The following is a 19,114-nucleotide window of genomic DNA, read 5'->3' as shown; positions in this document are numbered from 1 at the left end:
CGTGGGTATCCAGATCTCGCCGAGCATGCTGTCCTCGGACTTCGCCAATCTCGAGGCCGAGGCCGCCAGGATCGCTGGCGCCGACTGGTTGCACATGGACGTGATGGACAACCACTTCGTGCCCAATCTGACCCTGGGCGCGCCCGTCATCGAGGCACTGGCCAAGGTCGCCGCGCAGCCCATTGACGCTCACTTGATGATTGCCGACCCGGACCGCTGGGCACCGCAGTTCGTCGAGGCCGGTGCGGGCAGCGTGACGTTCCACGTCGAGGCGGCAGCAGCGCCTGTGCGGCTGGCCCGCGAGATCCGTGCGCAGGGGGCCCGTGCGTCCATGGCGCTCAAGCCCGGCACGGCGATCGAGCCTTATGAGGATCTGCTGCCTGAGCTGGACATGATCCTCATCATGACGGTCGAGCCCGGCTTCGGCGGCCAGAAGTTCCTCGACATCTGCCTGCCCAAGATCGAGCGGGCGCGAGACCTGATCGACAAGCACGGCGGCGACATCTGGCTGCAGGTTGATGGCGGCGTCTCCGCTGACACGATCGAGCGATGTGCTGCGGCTGGCGCTGACGTGTTCGTGGCCGGATCCGCGGTCTTCGGCGCCGATGACCCCGACGCCATGATCTCCACGCTGCGTGGACTTGCCGAAGGTCACACGCCGTAGCGGGTGGTCAGTGGGTAGACTGACGGCATACGAGCAATTGCTCGCGTGCTCCGGGGTCGGTGCAATTCCGAACCGGCGGTGATAGTCCGCGACCCGCGGTTCCACTTCGGTGGAGCCCGGTTGAGCCGGTGGAATTCCGGTGCCGACGGTGAAAGTCCGGATGAGAGGCGCACGCAGGTGTCACGGACGCGTGCCACCTGACCCCGGGTCGCGCGCGCAGCCGACACCGGAGGAACAGATGGCCAGCGACATCGAGATCGACGCGATGCGTCGCGCGCTCGAGATCGCGCGTGAGCGTGGCAGCGTACTTCCGAATCCGACCGTCGGATGTGTGCTGCTCACGCCGGAAGGTCGCGAGATCTCCCGCGGTGCCACGATCCGCCATGGCGCGCATGCCGAGGTGGACGCCCTGCGTCTCGCCGGGGACGCGGCGCGCGGTGGCACGGCCGTGGTCACGCTCGAGCCCTGCAATCACACCGGCCGCACCGGGCCGTGCTCGCAGGCACTGATCAGAGCCGGCATCAGGCGTGTCGTGTTCGCGCAGGCCGATCCGCATGTCACGGCGGCCGGAGGAGCCGACACCCTTCGCGCAGCCGGCATCTCGGTCGAAGCGGGCATCCTGGCTGACGAGGTGGCCGGAATGAATGCGGCCTGGACATTCGCCGTCACCGAAGGTCGCCCGTTCGTCACGTGGAAGTACGCTGCCACGCTCGATGGTCGAAGCGCCGCCCCTGACGGCACCAGCCAGTGGATCACCGGGGTGGAGGCGCGACGTGATGTCCATCGATTCCGGGCCGCCTCTGACGCCATCATGGTCGGCACCGGGACCGTGCTGGCCGACGATCCGCGACTGACGATCCGCGACGAGCACGACCAGCCCGTGCCGCGCGAGGAGCAGCCCCTGCGCGTCGTGGTGGGCGACTCGCCGATTCCCACAGCCGCCCGTGTGCTCGACGAAGCCGCGCCATCGATCGTCATCTCGTCGCACGACCCGGCCGCTGTGCTCGCCCAGCTGGCTGAGCGTGAGGTCCGACATGTCTGGCTCGAGGGCGGCCCCCGCCTGGCGGGTGCATTCTGGGATGCAGGACTGATCGACCGCGTGATCGGATATATCGCTCCCGCCATGCTCGGTGCAGGCCACCCCGCTGTGAGCGGTGGGGCATCAACCTTGTCTGACTTGCGCCCGCTCGACATCACCGATCTGACCGTAGTCGGGTCAGACATCCGCTTCATCGGAGCACCTGGGCACTCCGCACGAGAGGACGACAGCTGATGTTCACCGGACTGGTGGAGGAGAAGGGCACCGTCACGGCGATCGAGTCGCTCGGCGACTCGGTGCGCCTCACGGTCTGCGGGCCGCTGGTGACCACCGATGCCGAGCACGGTGCCTCGATCGCGGTCAACGGCTGTTGCCTGACCGTCACGGCCCAAGGTAACGACACGTTCACCGCCGACGTGATGGCCGAGTCGCTCGACAAGACGTCGCTGGGCGATCTCAGAGTCGGCGACGAGGTCAATCTCGAGCGCGCCGTGGCTGTCGGCCAGCGGCTTGGTGGCCACATCGTGCAGGGGCACGTCGACGGAACGGGTCGACTGATCGATCGCGTTCCGAGCAACCACCAGCCGGAGCCGTTGTGGGACCTCCTGCGCTTCGAGATGCCGTCGGACCTGGCGCGCTACCTGGTGGCGAAGGGGTCCATCACGGTCGACGGGACGTCGTTGACCGTGGTCGAGGTCCACGACAGCACCGCGGACGAGTCTGCATGGTTCTCCGTCTCCCTGATCCCCACGACCCTCGCGGACACCACGCTCGGCACGCTCACCCCGGGCGACCGGGTCAATCTCGAGGTCGACGTCCTCGCCAAGCACGTGGAGCGGTTGCTGGCTCAACGAGACATCATGCACCGTGAAGGAGACACCCATGAGTGAGAACACTCACGACATCGACTCGAAGATCAGGCTCGACAGCATCGAGCAGGCGATCGCCGACATCCGCGACGGCAAGGCGATCGTGGTGGTCGACGACGAGAATCGCGAGAACGAGGGCGACATCATCTTCGCGGCCAGCAAGGCCACGCCCGAGCTGATGGCCTTCCTCGTTCGCTACTCCAGCGGCCTGGTGTGCGCCCCGACCACGGGACAGATCCTCGACCGATTGGCGATCCCGCTGATGACCCCCCACAACCGCGAGAAGATGCGCACCGCGTACACGATCTCGATCGATGCCCGCGACGGCATCACGACGGGCATCTCGGCCACGGACCGCGCCCGCACCTGTCGCGTGCTGGCCGACTCGGCCACCGAACCGTTCGAGCTGAACCAACCTGGCCACATCATCCCGCTGCGCGCCAAGCCCGGGGGAGTGCTGGAACGCGCTGGCCACACCGAGGCCGCCGTCGATCTGACCCGTCTGGCGGGCCTGACCCCAGCGGGCGTCATCGGCGAGGTCCTGCACGACGACGGCACGTTGCAGCGGTTGCCGGCGCTGCGCGAATTCGCTGACGAGCACGGTCTGTCGCTGATCTCGATCGAGGACCTCCAGGTGCACCTGAGGCTGCACGAGTCGCAGACCGAGAAGCTGGCCACGACCCGGCTGCCCACTGAGTTCGGCGAATTCACCGCACACGGCTTCCGCGACCGCATCGACGGAGCCGAGCACATCGCCCTCGTCTACGGCGACATCGGCACCGAGGACGTGCTGACGCGCATCCACTCCGAGTGCCTCACCGGCGACGTGTTCGGTTCGCGGCGCTGTGACTGCGGTCCGCAGCTCGAGCTGTCGATGACTGACATCACTCAGCACGGAGCGGGTGTGGTGGTGTACCTGCGTGGCCACGAGGGCCGCGGCATCGGCTTGCTGCACAAGCTGCAGGCCTACTCCCTGCAGGACACCGGCGCCGACACCGTCGACGCCAACACCGAGCTCGGCTTCGGCGAGGACGAGCGCGACTACGCGGCCGGTGCGCAGATCCTGCGGGGGCTCGGCATCACCTCGGTGCGGCTGCTGACCAACAACCCGGACAAGACGACGGCGCTGGAGTCCTACGGGGTCAAGGTCAGCGAGCGTCTTCCGCTGCTGATCGAGCCGAATCCCGACAGCCTGCGCTACCTGCAAACCAAGGCCGAGCGCATGGGCCACGATCTGCCTGGGCTGAGCCAGACCGGAGATCAGGCATGAGCGGCGCGGGGGCACCCCGTGGCCTGCAGGTCGATGCGAGCGGTGCGAAGGTCGTCATCGTCGCATCGTCGTGGCACACCGAGGTGATGGATGGCCTCCTCGCGGGAGCGCAGGCCGCGCTGGCTGACTCCGGCATCACGGACGCTGAGGTGGTGCGTGCGCCCGGCTCGTTCGAGCTGCCGATCCTGTGTCAGGCGGCCGCCCGCGGGGGAGCCGACGCCGTCATCGCCCTCGGCGTCATCATTCGTGGAGGGACGCCGCACTTTGAGTACGTCTCGGCCGCAGCCACCGACGGCCTGGCCCGCGTCGCGCTCGACACGGGCGTCCCGGTCGGCTTCGGGCTGCTCACCTGCGACACCGACGAACAGGCGCTGGATCGTGCCGGTCTGCCGGACTCCTGCGAGGACAAGGGGCGCGAAGCCGTCGAGGCTGCCCTCGCCACATGGGCGCTTCTCGCTCGCCGATAGACTGCTGATCGATGAAGACCTTCGACGACTTGTTCGCGGAGCTGACCGACAAGGCAGCCCGCCGCCCTGAGGGCTCGCGCACCGTCGCCGAGCTCGACGCTGGCGTGCACACGATCGGCAAGAAGCTCGTCGAAGAAGCTGCCGAGGCATGGATGGCCGCCGAGCACGAGGGCCCCGAGCGGACCGCCGAGGAGATCAGCCAGCTGCTCTACCACGCGCAGGTCATGATGCTCGCTGCTGGAATCTCGCTCGACGATGTCTACTCGCACCTCTGACGACGAAGGACACCCCATGCTGAAAGTCGCCGTTCCGAACAAGGGCGCCCTGGCCGACATGGCCGCCCAGATGCTGGTCGAGGCCGGCTACCGGCAGCGTCGCAACCCCAAGGACCTGGTCACTCTCGACCCCGACAACGACGTCGAGTTCTTCTACCTACGTCCCCGCGACATCGCCATCTACGTGGGCGAGGGCACGCTGGACGTGGGTGTCACCGGTCGTGACCTGCTGGTCGACTCCGGCGCGCACGCCGCAGAGAACATGGCCCTCGGCTTCGGCGCCTCGACCTTCCGTTTTGCCTGCCCAAGCGGAACCATGACCCAGATCAGCGATCTCGCAGGTCGTCGCGTCGCCACGTCGTATCCCGGCATCGTTCGTGGATTTTTGGGAGCGCGTGGCATCGAGGCCGATGTCGTGCGGCTCGACGGTGCCGTCGAGTCGTCGGTGCGGCTGGGTGTTGCCGATGCCATCGCCGACGTCGTCGAGACCGGCAGCACGCTGCGTCAGGCCGGGCTCGAGGTGTTCGGCGACCCGATCCTGTCGTCCGAAGCGATCATGATCACCCGTCGGGACGCCCCCGAGCCGCAGGGCTTCGAGGTGTTCAAGCGACGGCTGGACAGCGTCATCGTGGCGCGTACCTACGTCATGATGGACTACGACATCAGCGTCGATGACGTCGAGCAGGCCATCAAGCTCACGCCCGGCATCGAGTCGCCCACCGTGTCGCCTCTGCATCGAGAGGGGTGGGTCGCGGTGCGTTCGATGGTCCCTCGCGACGGTGCCCAGAAGACCATGGACGGGTTGTACGGGATCGGTGCCCGCGGCATCTTGGTCACGGACATCCTCGCGTGTCGCATCTGATGACGTATCGCCCCGGCGGGGCCCGCTACGTCGCGTACGGCGTGGCGCTGATCCTGGTCCTGCTCACGGTCGTGATCGGTGTCGCGCTGCCGCCGGAGATCACCTTCACCGTCTTCGAGCTGATCACGTTGGCCCTGATCCTGGGCGCTGCTCTGGCGATGCTGCACGGCGTTGGTCGCAGCCGCGTCATCGCGGACGCACACGGTCTGCAAGTCCGCAATGGCTACCGCGACCACCACATCGGCTGGGGCGACGTCGTGGGCTTCTCGATGAACACCGGCGCGCCGTGGCCCACCGTGGTCACGGTCGACGACCAGCGCGTGATGCTGTTCGCCATCCAGGGCACGGATGGCCGCAGAGCCCGCGTGGCCGTCGACGACCTGCGACAGCGACTCGCCTCCCACCGATGAGCCACGATCGCACGTTGGCCGAGCCGCAGTTCCCCGGCGACGACGGGACGGCGGATCGGCGCCTCGCCGCCGCCTTCGGTGACGACGACTCGGTGTTCGCCGTGCTGCCCGACGTGCGGGTGTTCGTGCCGGTCGTCGCGATCTTGGGCGACAGCACCCCGACGGGCGGCGACAAGAACGCTGACATGGCGGCGGTGCTGATGACCGGGGCCGACGGCCGCACCGCGCTGCTGGCCTTCAGCAGCATCGCGACCATGGCGCAGTGGAACGCCGAGGCACGCCCGGTTCCCGTGCTCGGCTCGGGTGCCGCGCAGGCGGCTCTCGACGAGGGGGCAAGTGCTCTGTTGCTCGATCTCGGCTCGCCCAGCTTCACCGTCGTCGAGCTGACCGCGCGCCACTGACGTCCCCGCGGGGGGATTTCGCCTGCGAGCACACAGACTGGTAGTCTTGATCACGAAGTGGAGGCCACCTCCCACCTGCAGGGTTGCGAAACCGTGGGGTCATGCCGGTTGACGGCGTCGGTTCTGCCGATTTCTCAACCGACGGCAATCAGGCGCGGATACGCTCCGCATGATTGTGAGAATCGTGGCCTCCGTTTCTGCGGAGGCCATTTTTCTGTCCTGTCGATGGACCTCCACCCACGAACCTCAGGAGGATTCATCACCACAGAACTTCGCGTCAACGACCGAATTCGCGTTCCCGAAGTGCGACTCGTCGGTCCAGCTGGCGAACAGGTGGGCATCGTTCGTATCGAAGATGCTCTGCGACTGGCAGAAGAAGCCGATCTCGACCTCGTCGAGGTGGCCCCCACTGCACGTCCGCCCGTTTGTCGCCTCATGGACTACGGCAAGTTCAAGTACGAGACGGCCCAGAAGGCCCGCGAATCCCGCCGCAATCAGACCAACACCGTCATCAAAGAGATGAAGTTGCGTCCGAAGATCGATCAGCACGACTACGACACCAAAAAGGGTCACGTCGTGCGGTTCCTCAAAGCTGGCGACAAGGTCAAGATCACCATCATGTTCCGTGGACGTGAGCAGCACCGCCCCGAACTGGGATACCGGTTGCTCCAGCGTCTGGCAGCCGACGTCGAGGACCTGGGATTCATCGAGTCCAATGCTCGCCAGGACGGACGCAACATGACATTGGTGCTCGGACCTCTGAAGAAGAAGTCCGAGGCGCAGGCCGAGGTGAAGGCCGAGAAGGCCAAGTCCACCGCCGAGCGTGAAGCCGAGAAGGAGGCCGACGAGGCCGCCGACAAGGCGCACCGCGAGGAGCACCAGAAGACCGCAACACCCAAGAAGCCCCGTCGTCGTTCAGAGAACCTCGACCCGGACATGGAGGCATAGATGCCCAAGTTCAAGCCCCACTCGGGAATGAAGAAGCGAGTCAAGCGCACTGGCAGCGGAAAGCTGCGTCGTGAGCAGGCCAACCGCCGACACCTCGCGGAATACAAGACGTCCACCCGCAAGCGTCGGCTTGCCGGCACCGTCGACGTTGCCAAGGCCGACACCGCCCGCGTCAAGAAGATGCTGGGCCTCTAGCCCACCCTGACCCACAGACTGAAGGAGTACCGACATGGCACGCGTCAAGCGTTCAGTCAACGCCCAGAAGAAGCGTCGCGAGACACTCGAGCGCGCTTCGGGCTACCGCGGGCAGCGTTCGCGCCTGTACCGCAAGGCCAAGGAGCAGGTCACCCACTCGCTGGTCTACAGCTACCGTGACCGCAAGGCCAAGAAGGGCGACTTCCGTCGCCTGTGGATCCAGCGCATCAATGCTGCGGTCCGCGCCGAGGGCATGACCTACAACCGTTTCATCCAGGGTCTTCGTCTGGCTGGCGTCGAGGTCGATCGCAAGGTTCTCGCGGACCTCGCGGTGCACGAGCCGGCCGCCTTCTCGGCGCTGGTGAAGACGGCCAAGGAGAATCTCCCGGCCGACGTCAACGCCCCCGCGGCCTCCGCCTGACCACGGAACGCCCCGCACCTGTGGCGAGCACGCCCGCGGCACCGCTCACCGTCCGTTCTGGGCGGGTGAAGCATGCCCGGCGGCTCGCCACTCGTGCGTTCCGGGCGCAGAGCGGCGAGTTTCTCGCCGAGGGCCCGCAGGCCGTGCGCGAAGCACTGGGCACGGCCGGTGTGGTCATCGAGGTCTTCGCCACCGCTGACGCCACCGATCGACACCCCGCACTGGTCGAGATGGCTGGCGATCGCTGGATCCAGGCCGACGACGACGTGCTGGACGCCGTGACGGACGCGGTCCAGCCGCAAGGCGTGGTCGCGCGCTGCCGCAGCGTGATCGCCGACCTCTCCGAACTGCCTCACGAGGCGCGATTCGTCGTGGTCTGCGCCGATGTGCGCGATCCGGGCAATGCCGGCGCCGTCATCCGGTGCGCCGACGCCGCCGGAGCCGATGCGGTGGTGCTCGCCGGCGACAGCGTCGACCCCCTGAACCCCAAGGCAGTGCGCGCCTCGGCTGGCAGCCTGTTCCACCTTCCCGTGCTGGTGCATCGTGACGTCGTCGAGGTCGTCTCCCAATTGCAGCGACAGGGTCTTCAGGTACTGGCAGCCGACGGCGTCGGCGAGGTCGGTCTGTTCGACGACTCTCTCGACCTCGCCGCTCCCACCGCCTGGCTGATGGGCAACGAGGCGTGGGGTCTGCCCGAGCACGTCAGCGCCCTCGCCGACCATGTCGTCGCAGTGCCCATCTACGGTCGCGCCGAGAGCCTGAACCTGGCCACTGCGGCTGCTGTCTGCCTGTACGCCACCGCCGCAGCTCGCCATCGGGCTGGGTGAACGCACTCGACCACAGCCCGGTGAACCCGCTCTGAGGCCACCACTGGACTAGATTGTGGCGGCATGGACCTCGACGACCACCCGGACGGCCTCATCATCGCCGGTCCCGACGGAACCGTCGAGTTCGTCAATGAGCGCATCAAGACGATGGCCAAGGCGGTCGGCGACGAGATGGTCGGGATGCACTTGTCGGACGCTGTGCCGTTCGACGACCTGAACGGCAACTCCTGGTACGACTGCGTCCGCCCCTATGACGGGCTCGCGATCCGCCACCGCATCTCGGAATCGGCCTGGTGGTCTCCCCGCGGCAGCGAATATCTCATCACCGCCTCATTGGTGCGTGATCGACCCGGGGGCAAGGTTCAACGCGTCATCGTCAGCGTGCGCAATGCACGCATCCGCAACCAGCGCGATCGCGAACGATCCGATCTGGTCGCGACCGTGGCGCATGAGCTGCGCTCGCCGCTCACCGGTATCAAGGGCTTCACGTCGACCCTGCTCCGCAAGTGGGACAAGTTCACCGAGGACCAGCGTCACCTGATGCTGGAAACCGTCGACTCCGATGCCGACCGGTTGACGCGGTTGATCAGTGAGCTGCTCGACGCAGCGCGAATCGACGCGGGTCGACTGGCCCTGCGTCGTGGGCCGGTCAAGCTCGACGAGCTGGTCACGCGGGTGCTCACGAACGTCTCGGCCGGATCCGGTGCACCGTTCGACGCTGACATCGGGCCGGATCTCCAGGTGATCTGGGGTGACAGCGACCGCATCACCCAGGTCATCACCAATCTGGTCGAGAACGCCATGCGACACGGCCACGGGCTGCAGCGCGTCCTGGTGCAGAACACTCAAGATCCTCGCTTCGCCCCCGGAGTCTCGCTCCAGGTGCACGACAACGGCCCTGGCATCCCGCCGGAGTCGCGGCAGCGTGTGTTCAGCCGGTTCTGGCGTGCCGGACCCGGCCAGGGCAGCGGACTGGGCATGTACATCGTGCGCGGCATCGTCGAGCATCACGGAGGAGCGATCGACATCCAGGATGCTGAGGGCGGCGGGGCGAACGTCCGAGTCTGGTTCCCGATCAACGAGCCTGACACCCTGAGCGACTGACGCCCGAGGTCGGCAGCCCCGTGCCGCCGATAGACTCGCCCAGCACCCGCACATCCTCCGAAAGGCCAGCATGTCCGCGCCCGTGGCACCCCACGCTGACGAGATCGACCGCATGCGTGACGAGGCGGTGGCTGCCATCGTGTCCGCCGGCTCGCTGGCCGAGCTCAAGCAGGCACGCCTGGACCACATAGGTGACCGTTCTGCGTTGGCTCTCGCCAACCGTGGCATCGGTGCCTTGCCCGCAGAGGACCGCAAGGAGGCTGGCCGCTTGATCGGCCAGGCCCGTGGCGTGGTGGCGCAGGCGTTGTCGGCGCGCACAGCAGAGGTCGAGGCCGTCGAGGAGGAGCGCGCCCTGGGCGAGGAGCGCGTCGACGTCACGTTGCCGTGGGACGTCGAGCCGGTCGGAGCACGTCACCCGTTGACCACCATCCAGGAGCACGTCGCCGACATTTTCGTGGCGATGGGCTGGGAGGTCGCCGAGGGGCCCGAGGTCGAGGCCGAATGGCTCAACTTCGATGCCCTGAACCTGGGTCCGGACCATCCGGCGCGCACGATGCAGGACACCTTCTGGGTCACCCCCGAGGAGGCCGCCATGGTGCTGCGCACCCACACGTCGCCGGTGCAGGCGCGCACCATGCTCGACCGCGAACCGCCGATCTACGTGATCTGCCCGGGCCGGGTCTTTCGCACCGACGAGCTCGACGCCACCCACTCTCCGGTCTTTCACCAGGTCGAGGGGCTCGCGATCGACGAGGGGTTGTCGATGGCGCACCTGAAGGGCACGCTCGACCACTTCGCCCAGGCCATCTACGGCGACGGCATGATCACGCGCTTTCGCCCGTCGTACTTCCCGTTCACCGAACCGAGCGCCGAGATGGATCTGCTGTGCTACGTCTGCCACAACGAGCCTGCGGACGTGGCCGGGTGCCGCACCTGCCGCGGTGAGGGCTGGGTCGAATGGGGTGGTTGCGGCGTCGTCAACCCGCGGGTGCTGGTCGCCTGCGGTGTCGACCCGGAGAAGTACTCCGGATTCGCCTTCGGCATCGGCCTCGATCGCACCATCACGGGCCGCTACGACATCGCCGATCTGCGCGATCTGTTCGACGGCGACATCCGATTCACCGAACCGTTCGGAGTGGAACTGTGATCGAGCGCCAGCGAGTGAACCATCAGATGTCGCTCGCCGGGCACTCGTGTGGTGTCCTTTCTTCTGAGACGGGGGTGCGGTGAGCATGCGTGTGCCGATCAGCTGGCTGCGGGAGTACGTGGACCTGCCGCCCGATCTGAGTCCTGATGCCCTGGCCGCGCGACTGACGGCATTCGACCTCAAGCTCGAGGAGATCGTGTCGTCGGGGATCTCCGGTCCCTTGGTCGTCGGACGAGTCCTGGAGCTGGTCAAGGAGCCGCAGAAGAACGGCAAGACCATCAACTGGTGTCGCGTCGATGTGGGCGGGCACAACGACGCCACCACACCCGACGCCCCCGGCGACGACGTTCCCTCGCGCGGGATCGTCTGCGGGGCGCACAACTTCGCGGCGGGTGACCTGGTGGTCGTGTCCTTGCCGGGCACCGTCCTGCCGGCGCTCGGCTTCCAGATCTCGGCACGCAAGACCTACGGGCACGTCTCCGACGGCATGATCTGCTCGGTCACGGAGCTGGGTCTGGGCGGCGACGGGTCGGGAATTCTGGTGCTCGAGCCTGGATCAGCTGAACCCGGCGATGCGGCGATCAGTCTGCTCGGACTCGACGAGGTCGTGCTGGATCTGGAGGTGAATCCCGATCGCGCCTACGCCCTGTCCATGCGGGGCGTGGCTCGCGACGCGGCGATCGCTTTCGGTGTTCCGTTCCACGACCCTGCCGATGTCACGGTCAACACCAACGGCACGGCGTACCCCGTCCGCGTCGCCGACATCGCAGCGTGTCCGGTCTTCGTGACGCGCGACGTCACGGGCTTCGATCCCACCCGCCCGAGCCCGGGCTGGATGGTCGATCGACTCACGGCCGCTGGCATGCGGTCCATCTCGTTGGCCGTTGACGTCAGCAACTACGTCATGCTCGAGCTCGGTCAGCCCAATCACGCCTACGACCGGGCCAAGCTCAGCGGTGACATCGTGGTGCGACGCGCGGCAGCAGGGGAGAAGCTCACCACGCTGGACGATGTGGTGCGCACGCTCGACCCCGCCGATCTGCTGATCGCCGACGACGCAGGTCCCATCGGCCTGGCTGGTGTCATGGGCGCCGCCCACGTCGAGATCGACGCCACGACCACGGACATCGTCATCGAGTGTGCCTACTTCGATCCGCCCACCGTGTTCCGCACTGCCCGCCGGCACAGGTTGTCCTCGGAGGCGTCGAAGCGCAATGAGCGCGGCATCGACGTCTCGGTGCAGCAGCGCGCTGCCACCCGGGTCGCCCAGCTGATGGTCGAGCTGGGCGGTGGCACGATGTCCGATGGCATCACCTGCGTCGGCGCCTCGCCGACCATGCCCGTGATCACGGTCGCGGCTGACCTGCCCGCCCGCATCACCGGCGTCAGCATCGATGCCGCGACAACGGTCGAGGCCCTCGAGGTCAACGGATGTGCCGTGACCATGAAGGACGACTGCGTGAGTGTCACGCCGCCGCCGTGGCGACCTGACCTGACCGACCCCTACGACGTCGTCGAGGAGGTGCTGCGCGTCGTGGGCTACGACCAGGTGCCCTCCCTCCTTCCGCCGGCTCCGGCCGGACGCGGCCTCAGCCAGGCGCAGGTGCTGCGTCGTCGCGTCGGCATGGTGCTGGCCGGAACAGGTTTGGTCGAGGTCAAGACGTTCCCGTTCACCGGACCGGCGGCCCTGGACCGGCTGGGCCTGTCGGCTGACGATCCGCGGCGACGCCAGGTGCTGCTGGAGAATCCGCTGTCGGCAGAAGAACCGGGCATGACCACGACGCTGCTGCCGGGTCTGTTGAAAGCGCTGACGCTGAACATCGGCCGAGGTCACAGCAACGTGCAGATCGTCGAGATCGGCCGCGTGTTCCACCCTCAGGTGGACGGACCCGGTGCGCCGATCTATCCCGTCGATCAACGGCCGACTCCAGCGCAGCTGAACGCCTTCGATGCGGCGCTGCCCGCTCAGCCACAGCACGTGGCGTTCCTGCTTGACGGCGAGCGTCAGCGATCTGGCTGGGGTGGAGCGGGCCGGCGGGCCTCCTGGGCCGATGCGATCTCGATCGTGCAGCGTGTCGCGGACGCCCTGCATGTCGACGTCGCCGTCCGTCAGGGCGTCCAGGCGCCGTGGCACCCGGGTCGATGCGCCGAGATCGTCCTGAACGGCAGGGTCATCGGCCATGCCGGTGAGCTGCATCCTCGTGTCGTCCGTGACCACGGATTGGTCGGAGTGATCGCGGCCGCCGAGATCGACCTCGATGCCTTGGTGGCCGCGGCGCCCGTGCTGGGTCCACGCCCTGACTTCTCGGCGTATCCCGTCGCGAAGGAGGATCTCGCACTGGTGGCGTCGGTTGATGTGCCTGCTGAGGCGATCGCGGCTGCGCTGCGCAGCGCCAGCCCGTTGATCGAATCGGTGCGACTGTTCGATGCCTACACCGGCGATCAGGTTCCGGAAGGGCAGCGTTCGCTCGCGTTCGCGCTGCGCTTGCGCGCCCCCGATCGGACGTTGACCGACGACGAGATCAGAGCCGCACGGGACGCTGCTCTCACGGCCGCTGCCGCGGTCGGCGCGACTCTCCGCGCCTGACCGGCCCGCTTTCGTGACGACGCCTCGCGAAGGTGATGAGGGTGCCGACGGCACGTACAGGCGCGAGGCCGCCACCTGGCGCAGCGCTGCGACGACAAGGACCGCCGAGTTGTGGACCCGTACAGGGGTCAGTCAGCACCGTGCTCAGAAGGAGACCGTCGGAGCGGTGGCCTGACCTTCCGGGGCGTCGTAGAACTCGCGGGTGCTGACACCGGCGACGCCGGTGAAGAACATCCAGGGGATGGTCGTGACCAGGCCGTTGAGCTTGGCGACGGCATCGTTGTAGAACTGGCGGGCGAAGGAGATCTTGTTCTCGGTCTCGGACAGCTCGGCTTGCAGGGTCTGGAAGTTGGCGGACGCTTTCAGATCCGGGTAGGCCTCGGCGACGGCCAGCACGTTGATGATGGCCTGGTCGAGTCGCGCCTGGGCTGCTGACTTCTGCTCGACTGTCCCGTCCTTGGCTGCGTCGGCCACGCCCGCGCGCGCTTTGGTGACCTCCTCGAACACACCTTTCTCGTGCGAGGCGTAGCCCTGCACCGTGTTCACGAGGTTGGGGATGAGATCGGCGCGCCGGGTGAGCTGTACGTCGATGCCGCCGAGTGCCTCCTGCGCGGCGATGTCGGTGCGGCGCAGCAGGTTGAAGGCATAGACGCCGAACAGCACGAGGGCCGCGACGATGGCCAAGATGATCCACAGCATGGGGTGTCTCTTTCTCTAGGTGGGGGTTGATGACGTTGGGCAAAGGGGGTTCAGGCCGTTACCAAGAACCACCGCCACCGCCGCCTCCGCCGCCGCCACCACCGCCGCCGCCGCCGCTGGACGACGACGCCTGGGTGGCGGCATAGGCGCTGATCGACGACGACAGCGAGGATTCAAAGCTGGCGAAGGCGTCGCCGCCACCGAACAGGCTGAAGCCCTCGTTCGACGCAGTGCCGCCGGAGTACCAGATCGGGGTGGGGGCTGGTGTGCCCGTGGACATCTCGTACTTGTGAGCCCACCGGTCGGCGCAGTCGAAGGCGACGGCATACGGGATGAACGAGGTGTACAGATCTTGCCGGCCGCTGAAGTCGAACCGATCCTTGGCCGAGTCGGTGGACAGCAACCGCTTGAATCCGCCAGCGTGTGACCACAGCTCGCGCCCGAGTGTCGTGCGCCGGCGTCCGACGCCAGCCGTGAGCAGTCCGATGCCGCCGATGACGAATCCGGCGAACGGCAGCACGTACATCGAGACAGGGACCACGAACGCCAGGATCGCGACGATGACGATCGAGGCTCCCACGGCAAGACGTCCGAGCGTTTCGGTCGGAACGCTCTGCTGGGCACCAATGCCGTGGGCCCACGTGCTGGTGGCCGAGCTCAAGCCGGCCTGCGTCGACTGCAACGTCTGACCGGCGGCCACGGCGTTCTTCTGCGCCACGAATTGCGCACCTGTCGACGTGACGCCCAGCCGCTCGCCGACGTACCGTGTCACGTCGTCGGTGGCCTCCCACGCGGCGGCGTCACCAGTGCCGGTGACCGTCCAGCCGCCGTCGTGCTGTGTCAGCGCGGTCAGGCCCTGCTCGGCCTGGTAGAGCAACGTGGCGACCAGGGCGCGGTGGGGGACGCGCTCGGTCATCAGGAAGGACGTCTGCACGGGTCCCAGGCCTGGAGGCGGTTCGAAGGCGACGCCGTATCCGGGCTCCTCCTCGCGGGCCTTTCGATCGAGGACGTACCCTGCGGCGACGGCCGCCACCGTCACCAGAGCCACGATCACGACGGCCGGCAGGCTGCGGCCGAGGGCACGGTCGACGCCGATGGGCCAGGGCACCGTGTGGCGGTCAGGTGTCTTCACCGGAAGGCCGACTCGGACCGTGACCGGTGTGCGCGCTGCGAGAGCCCCGGTCTCCACCGTCACAGTCGGGGTGCCGCCACCACTGATCTCGCAGGTGCCGCTGGGGGAGACGGCGGTGCCGAACCCGGTCGTGCACTGCACCTTTCCTGACTTCTCCGGCAGGTTGATGGTGACCGTGGATCGGTCCATCGTCATGCCCCACCCCGGGGCGACCACGTTCCAGTAGTAGACCGACTGTGCGGGTTGTTCGTCCGTCCAGCTGGTCGAGGCGAACGCACCTTGTCCGGCCGTTGTCGGTGACAGGGCACCCTCGATGCGATACGAGATCGTGTAGACGTGTGTCCCGCTCGACACGTAGCGGTCTGCGTCGCCGATCTTCGCCACGCGGAATCGACGGCCGTTCTCCCACAAGAGCTCGAAAGATTCGTCCTGACCGTCCAGCGACACCTCGATGTTCCGTGGCGTCAGCCGGACGTGGTCGTCAGACGGATCACGCAGGTCCCAGTACCGGAAGATGCCGTGCCGACCGAACGGGAAGGTGGCGGTCAACCGCTCGGTGGCCTCCAGCGATCCGTTGGCGTCGATCGTGAAGGTCGCGTCATAGTCGGTGATGCTCACAGGGTCTGGGCCGGTACTGCCGCCGGTCGGCACGAGCCCCACCAGCACGGGCATCGTCACGACCGCGGCTGCGATCAGGAATGCCACCGCGCGCAGGACGATCCGGGCCATGGCCAGATCCTAGGGGCACGAGACTGGGTGAGGCAGCAGTTCTGCAGAGGTCATCAGGCCCACCCCGGCTGCAAGTTATTGCAATGCTGTGCAAGAATGTGAGTATGTCCAAGGTTCTCACCAGTATTCCTGTCGGCGAACGAGTTGGTATCGCATTTTCCGGGGGGCTCGACACCTCCGTGGCCGTCGCGTGGATGCGCGACAAGGGCGCCATCCCGTGCACGTACACCGCCGACATCGGCCAGTACGACGAGCCGGACATCTCCGGTATTCCCGGACGGGCCATGGAGTACGGGGCCGAGCTCGCGCGCTCCATCGACATCAAGAAGCCGCTGGTCGAGGAGGGCCTCGCCGCCCTGGCCTGCGGCGCCTTCCACATCCGTTCAGGCACCCGCACCTACTTCAACACGACCCCGCTCGGTCGGGCCGTCACCGGAACTCTGCTGGTGCGCGCGATGCACGAAGACGGCGTCGACATCTGGGGCGACGGCTCGACCTTCAAGGGCAATGACATCGAGCGGTTCTACCGTTACGGGCTGCTGGCCAATCCCGAGCTGCTGATCTACAAGCCGTGGCTCGACGCAGAGTTCGTCGCCGAGCTGGGCGGCCGCACCGAGATGAGTCAGTGGCTGACCGATCGCAACCTGCCGTATCGGGACAGCCAGGAGAAGGCCTACTCGACCGACGCCAACATCTGGGGCGCGACGCACGAAGCCAAGACGCTGGAGCATCTTGACGTCTCGTTGGAGACGGTCGAGCCGATCATGGGCGTGAAGTTCTGGGACCCGGCTGTCGACATCGATGCCGAGGACGTCACGATCACCTTCGAGGCGGGCCGTCCAGTGGCCATCAACGGCGAGGCGTTCGGCGGCGATCTGGTCGCGCTGGTGCACGAGGCGAACACCATCGGTGGTCGCCACGGGCTTGGGATGTCCGACCAGATCGAGAATCGGATCATCGAGGCGAAGAGCCGCGGCATCTACGAGGCGCCGGCGATGGCCCTGCTGCACATCGCCTACGAGCGTCTCGTCAACGCCATCCACAACGAGGACACGATCGCGAACTTTCACCAGCACGGGCGCCGTCTCGGCCGGCTCATGTACGAAGGTCGGTGGCTGGACCCGCAGGCGATGATGCTGCGTGAGTCCGTCGAACGGTGGATCGCGTCGGTGGTGAGCGGCGAGGTCACCATCCGGCTGCGTCGCGGGGAGGACTACACGATCCTCGACACCCAGGGCTCGAACTTCTCCTACCATCCCGAGAAGCTGTCCATGGAGCGCACGGACAATGCCGTGTTCGGCCCCACCGATCGGATCGGCCAGCTGACGATGCGCAACCTCGACATCGCTGACTCGAGGGCCAAGCTGGAGCTGTACGCGGACCAGCCGCTCGACCAGGGTCAGATCCTGGTCGAGAATGGGACCCTGTTCGGTGAGCTGCCTGCCGGCGGTGCCATGCGGATCGAGGCCAACCCGTCGGTCAACAGCGACGAGGAGCAAGCGCTCGACGCCGCGGCGATGGAATTCGGGACCGACTGAGGGAGAAGCGATGACACACCATCAGCTCACCGCCGCTGTGGCGGGAGCGAGCGGGTACGCCGGCGGCGAGGTCCTGCGACTGCTCCTGGGTCACCCGGACATCGAGATCGGGGCCGTCACGGCTGCGTCGACGGCCGGGTCGCGCCTCGGTGAGCATCAGCCGCATCTGACCGCGCTGGCCGATCGGATCATCCAACCGACCGACGCCTCCACGTTGAGCGGCCACGACATCGTGTTTCTTGGCCTGCCCCACGGGCAGTCCGGATCGGTCGCCGCTGAGCTCGGCGACGAGGTGCTCGTCATCGACTGCGGCGCCGACCATCGCCTGGCGGACGCAGCCGACTGGGTCGAGTACTACGGCAGCGAGCATGCCGGCACCTGGCCGTACGGTCTGCCGGAGCTGTTCACCTCCGGCGGGCGTCAACGGGACCACCTGGCCGGGGTCAAGCGCATCGCTGTGCCGGGCTGCAACGTCACCGCCGTGACGCTCGCCCTGCAACCGGCTGTTGCGGCCGGTCTGGTCGATCCGACTGATCTGGTGACGGTGCTGGCCAACGGCTACTCAGGTGCTGGCAAGTCCGCGAAGCAGCACTTGCTGGCGTCAGAAGGTCTGGGCGCAGCCGTCCCCTACGCGGTCGGCGGCACTCACCGGCACATTCCCGAGATCGCCCAGAACTTGCGCTCGGCCGGAGCCGACAAGGTCTCCATCTCCTTCACGCCCACGCTGGTGCCGATGTCGCGCGGCATCCTCGCCACGTCCACGGCTCGCATCGCGTCCGGGACGACGATCGGACAGGTGCGTGACACCTACCAGAAGGCCTATGAAAGCGAGCCATTCATTCACCTGCTCCCGGAGGGCCAGTGGCCCTCGACGGCCGCGACGCTCGGCTCCAACACGGCGCTGATCCAAGTAGCGATCGACGAGAAGGTCGGCCGACTCGTGATCACCAGCGTCATCGACAACCTGGTCAAGGGCACGGCTGGCGGCGCCATCCAGTCCATGAACCTGGCCCTCGGCCTCCCCGAGACCACAGGCCTTCCCACGACAGGGGTCTCCCCATGAGTGTCACCGCAGCACACGGATTTCGCGCCGCTGGAGTCGCCGCCGGGCTCAAGAGCACGGGGGAGCCTGACATCGCGGTCGTGGTCAACGACGGACCCACCCGGTCGGCCGCTGCGGTGTTCACCAGCAATCGGTGCAAGGCCAATCCGGTCATCTGGAGCGAACAGGCCATCAAGGGCGGCACCGCCACGGCCGTCGCCATCAATTCCGGCGGCGCCAACTGCTACACCGGCTCCGAAGGGTTCACCACGACGCACCGCACCGCTGAACTGGTTGCCGAGCGACTGGGGGTTGGGGCGGTCGAGATCCAGATCTGCTCCACCGGTCTGATCGGCTTGCTGAATGACCGCGATGCGGTGCTGGGCGGCGTCGGATCCGCCATCGACGTGCTCAGCGCCGACGCAGGTCATGCCGCCGCCACCGCGATCATGACGACCGACAGCGTGGCGAAGGAGGCTGTCGCGCAC

21 protein-coding genes and 1 riboswitch are annotated in these 19,114 nt (G+C 67.1%); of the genes, 19 read left to right on the top strand and 2 right to left on the bottom strand.

Annotated features, from left to right (window positions below; all coding sequences use genetic code 11):
* The first annotated feature begins 1 nt into the window (after window position 1).
* From rpe to pheT, 16 genes are all read left to right on the top strand, one after another.
* Window positions 2–664 (top strand): ribulose-phosphate 3-epimerase, encoded by a 663-nt coding sequence (gene rpe, locus WB508_RS09580; protein ID WP_423844658.1) that lies wholly within the window; start codon window positions 2–4, stop codon window positions 662–664.
* Between the two features lie 42 nt (window positions 665–706).
* A riboswitch (FMN riboswitch) is annotated at window positions 707–840 on the top strand.
* 62 nt (window positions 841–902) lie between these two features.
* Window positions 903–1,937, top strand: a complete 1,035-nt coding sequence (ribD, locus tag WB508_RS09575) for a bifunctional diaminohydroxyphosphoribosylaminopyrimidine deaminase/5-amino-6-(5-phosphoribosylamino)uracil reductase RibD (protein WP_423844657.1) — start codon at window positions 903–905, stop codon at window positions 1,935–1,937.
* The gene (locus tag WB508_RS09570; RefSeq protein ID WP_423844656.1) at window positions 1,937–2,593 is read left to right on the top strand and encodes a riboflavin synthase; all 657 of its coding nucleotides are present in this window, start codon (window positions 1,937–1,939) and stop codon (window positions 2,591–2,593) included. The genes ribD and WB508_RS09570 overlap by 1 nt, the downstream gene beginning before the upstream one ends.
* The gene (locus WB508_RS09565; RefSeq protein ID WP_423844655.1) at window positions 2,586–3,842 is read left to right on the top strand and encodes a bifunctional 3,4-dihydroxy-2-butanone-4-phosphate synthase/GTP cyclohydrolase II; all 1,257 of its coding nucleotides are present in this window, start codon (window positions 2,586–2,588) and stop codon (window positions 3,840–3,842) included. Before WB508_RS09570 ends, WB508_RS09565 begins: the two co-directional genes overlap by 8 nt.
* The gene (gene ribH / locus WB508_RS09560; protein WP_423844654.1) at window positions 3,839–4,309 is read left to right on the top strand and encodes a 6,7-dimethyl-8-ribityllumazine synthase; all 471 of its coding nucleotides are present in this window, start codon (window positions 3,839–3,841) and stop codon (window positions 4,307–4,309) included. Before WB508_RS09565 ends, ribH begins: the two co-directional genes overlap by 4 nt.
* An 11-nt stretch (window positions 4,310–4,320) precedes the next feature.
* Window positions 4,321–4,584: a phosphoribosyl-ATP diphosphatase gene (locus tag WB508_RS09555; RefSeq protein ID WP_423844653.1), complete on the top strand. Its 264-nt coding sequence runs from the start codon at window positions 4,321–4,323 to the stop codon at window positions 4,582–4,584.
* A gap of 16 nt (window positions 4,585–4,600) precedes the next feature.
* Window positions 4,601–5,446, top strand: coding sequence for an ATP phosphoribosyltransferase (gene hisG / locus WB508_RS09550; RefSeq protein WP_423844652.1), 846 nt, complete (start codon window positions 4,601–4,603; stop codon window positions 5,444–5,446).
* Window positions 5,446–5,856 (top strand): PH domain-containing protein, encoded by a 411-nt coding sequence (locus tag WB508_RS09545; RefSeq protein ID WP_423844651.1) that lies wholly within the window; start codon window positions 5,446–5,448, stop codon window positions 5,854–5,856. Before hisG ends, WB508_RS09545 begins: the two co-directional genes overlap by 1 nt.
* On the top strand, window positions 5,853–6,257 hold the full coding sequence (locus WB508_RS09540; RefSeq protein ID WP_423844650.1) for an SseB family protein: 405 nt from the start codon (window positions 5,853–5,855) through the stop codon (window positions 6,255–6,257). Before WB508_RS09545 ends, WB508_RS09540 begins: the two co-directional genes overlap by 4 nt.
* 225 nt (window positions 6,258–6,482) lie before the next feature.
* The gene (gene infC / locus WB508_RS09535) at window positions 6,483–7,205 is read left to right on the top strand and encodes a translation initiation factor IF-3 (protein WP_423844649.1); all 723 of its coding nucleotides are present in this window, start codon (window positions 6,483–6,485) and stop codon (window positions 7,203–7,205) included.
* Entirely contained in the window at window positions 7,206–7,400 is a 195-nt protein-coding gene (gene rpmI, locus WB508_RS09530) for a 50S ribosomal protein L35 (RefSeq protein ID WP_423844648.1), read from the top strand. It abuts the gene before it with no gap.
* Window positions 7,401–7,434: 34 nt separating this feature from the next.
* Entirely contained in the window at window positions 7,435–7,821 is a 387-nt protein-coding gene (gene rplT / locus WB508_RS09525) for a 50S ribosomal protein L20 (RefSeq protein WP_423844647.1), read from the top strand.
* Window positions 7,822–7,886: 65 nt separating this feature from the next.
* Window positions 7,887–8,648 carry a TrmH family RNA methyltransferase gene (locus tag WB508_RS09520; protein ID WP_423844646.1) on the top strand — a complete coding sequence of 254 codons (762 nt, stop codon included), beginning with the start codon at window positions 7,887–7,889 and terminating at the stop codon, window positions 8,646–8,648.
* A 63-nt stretch (window positions 8,649–8,711) separates the two neighbouring features.
* Entirely contained in the window at window positions 8,712–9,752 is a 1,041-nt protein-coding gene (locus WB508_RS09515; RefSeq protein WP_423844645.1) for an ATP-binding protein, read from the top strand.
* A gap of 70 nt (window positions 9,753–9,822) precedes the next feature.
* Window positions 9,823–10,899 carry a phenylalanine--tRNA ligase subunit alpha gene (pheS, locus tag WB508_RS09510; protein ID WP_423844644.1) on the top strand — a complete coding sequence of 359 codons (1,077 nt, stop codon included), beginning with the start codon at window positions 9,823–9,825 and terminating at the stop codon, window positions 10,897–10,899.
* 85 nt (window positions 10,900–10,984) lie between these two features.
* Window positions 10,985–13,486 carry a phenylalanine--tRNA ligase subunit beta gene (pheT, locus tag WB508_RS09505; protein WP_423844659.1) on the top strand — a complete coding sequence of 834 codons (2,502 nt, stop codon included), beginning with the start codon at window positions 10,985–10,987 and terminating at the stop codon, window positions 13,484–13,486.
* 144 nt (window positions 13,487–13,630) lie between these two features.
* Here pheT and WB508_RS09500 read toward each other — a convergent pair whose 3' ends face one another.
* Both WB508_RS09500 and WB508_RS09495 read right to left on the bottom strand, forming a co-directional pair.
* A complete protein-coding gene (locus tag WB508_RS09500) occupies window positions 13,631–14,185 on the bottom strand; it encodes a LemA family protein (RefSeq protein ID WP_423844643.1) in 555 nt (184 codons plus the stop codon).
* A 58-nt stretch (window positions 14,186–14,243) separates the two neighbouring features.
* Complete coding sequence (locus tag WB508_RS09495; protein ID WP_423844642.1) at window positions 14,244–16,046, bottom strand: DUF2207 domain-containing protein; 1,803 nt, start codon at window positions 16,044–16,046, stop codon at window positions 14,244–14,246.
* Between the two features lie 104 nt (window positions 16,047–16,150).
* Here WB508_RS09495 and argG point away from each other — a divergent pair, with 104 nt between their 5' ends.
* The 3 genes from argG to WB508_RS09480 form a co-directional block, all read left to right on the top strand.
* Window positions 16,151–17,584, top strand: coding sequence for an argininosuccinate synthase (gene argG, locus WB508_RS09490; protein ID WP_423844641.1), 1,434 nt, complete (start codon window positions 16,151–16,153; stop codon window positions 17,582–17,584).
* Between the two features lie 10 nt (window positions 17,585–17,594).
* Window positions 17,595–18,647 carry an N-acetyl-gamma-glutamyl-phosphate reductase gene (argC, locus tag WB508_RS09485; protein ID WP_423844640.1) on the top strand — a complete coding sequence of 351 codons (1,053 nt, stop codon included), beginning with the start codon at window positions 17,595–17,597 and terminating at the stop codon, window positions 18,645–18,647.
* Window positions 18,644–19,114 (top strand): bifunctional ornithine acetyltransferase/N-acetylglutamate synthase (locus WB508_RS09480; protein ID WP_423844639.1); only part of this gene is annotated, 471 nt, incomplete at its 3' end. The genes argC and WB508_RS09480, both read left to right, overlap by 4 nt.

Origin of the sequence: Aeromicrobium sp. (genome assembly GCF_049586495.1) — a bacterium.
Taxonomy (GTDB): domain Bacteria; phylum Actinomycetota; class Actinomycetes; order Propionibacteriales; family Nocardioidaceae; genus Aeromicrobium.
Note: the sequence above shows the minus strand (reverse complement) of the source record. Positions and strands in the feature narration are given on the sequence as shown.

Coding starts and splice junctions, on each gene's coding strand:
- ribD (WP_423844657.1), top strand. CDS start 903: ATGGCCAGCGACATCGAGATCGACGCGATGCGTCGCGCGCTCGAGATC.
- WB508_RS09570 (WP_423844656.1), top strand. CDS start 1,937: ATGTTCACCGGACTGGTGGAGGAGAAGGGCACCGTCACGGCGATCGAG.
- WB508_RS09565 (WP_423844655.1), top strand. CDS start 2,586: ATGAGTGAGAACACTCACGACATCGACTCGAAGATCAGGCTCGACAGC.
- ribH (WP_423844654.1), top strand. CDS start 3,839: ATGAGCGGCGCGGGGGCACCCCGTGGCCTGCAGGTCGATGCGAGCGGT.
- WB508_RS09555 (WP_423844653.1), top strand. CDS start 4,321: ATGAAGACCTTCGACGACTTGTTCGCGGAGCTGACCGACAAGGCAGCC.
- hisG (WP_423844652.1), top strand. CDS start 4,601: ATGCTGAAAGTCGCCGTTCCGAACAAGGGCGCCCTGGCCGACATGGCC.
- WB508_RS09545 (WP_423844651.1), top strand. CDS start 5,446: ATGACGTATCGCCCCGGCGGGGCCCGCTACGTCGCGTACGGCGTGGCG.
- WB508_RS09540 (WP_423844650.1), top strand. CDS start 5,853: ATGAGCCACGATCGCACGTTGGCCGAGCCGCAGTTCCCCGGCGACGAC.
- infC (WP_423844649.1), top strand. CDS start 6,483: ATGGACCTCCACCCACGAACCTCAGGAGGATTCATCACCACAGAACTT.
- rpmI (WP_423844648.1), top strand. CDS start 7,206: ATGCCCAAGTTCAAGCCCCACTCGGGAATGAAGAAGCGAGTCAAGCGC.
- rplT (WP_423844647.1), top strand. CDS start 7,435: ATGGCACGCGTCAAGCGTTCAGTCAACGCCCAGAAGAAGCGTCGCGAG.
- WB508_RS09515 (WP_423844645.1), top strand. CDS start 8,712: ATGGACCTCGACGACCACCCGGACGGCCTCATCATCGCCGGTCCCGAC.
- pheS (WP_423844644.1), top strand. CDS start 9,823: ATGTCCGCGCCCGTGGCACCCCACGCTGACGAGATCGACCGCATGCGT.
- pheT (WP_423844659.1), top strand. CDS start 10,985: ATGCGTGTGCCGATCAGCTGGCTGCGGGAGTACGTGGACCTGCCGCCC.
- WB508_RS09500 (WP_423844643.1), bottom strand. CDS start 14,185: ATGCTGTGGATCATCTTGGCCATCGTCGCGGCCCTCGTGCTGTTCGGC.
- WB508_RS09495 (WP_423844642.1), bottom strand. CDS start 16,046: ATGGCCCGGATCGTCCTGCGCGCGGTGGCATTCCTGATCGCAGCCGCG.
- argG (WP_423844641.1), top strand. CDS start 16,151: ATGTCCAAGGTTCTCACCAGTATTCCTGTCGGCGAACGAGTTGGTATC.
- argC (WP_423844640.1), top strand. CDS start 17,595: ATGACACACCATCAGCTCACCGCCGCTGTGGCGGGAGCGAGCGGGTAC.